Annotated in this window: 1 rRNA gene; it reads left to right on the top strand. The window is 52.0% G+C overall.

Features of this window, described 5'->3' with window-relative positions:
- Nucleotides 1–319: ribosomal RNA gene (locus QP922_RS12855) — 23S ribosomal RNA — on the top strand; the annotation flags it as partial.

Raw genomic sequence — 319 nt, 5'->3', positions numbered from 1 at the left:
AGGGCGCATGGTGGATGCCTTGGCATGCTGAGCCGATGAAGGACGTGTAAGGCTGCGTTAAGCCTCGGGGAGTTGTCAATAAAGCGTTGATCCGAGGATGTCCGAATGGGGAAACCTGGCACCTGTTATGGGGTGTTACCCTTCAGTGAATTCATAGCTGTTGTGGGGGTTTACGCGGGGAAGTGAAACATCTCAGTACCCGTAGGAGGAGAAAATAAAAATGATTCTGCTAGTAGTGGCGAACGAACGTGGATGAGGCTAAACCGTGTGCATGTGATACTTGGTAGGGGTTGTGTGTGCGGTGTTGTGGGCCCCAATG

Origin of the sequence: Corynebacterium sp. MSK218, from assembly GCF_030232655.1 — a bacterium.
Taxonomy (GTDB): Bacteria; Actinomycetota; Actinomycetes; order Mycobacteriales; family Mycobacteriaceae; genus Corynebacterium.
This window is presented reverse-complemented; position numbering and strand designations above follow the sequence as displayed.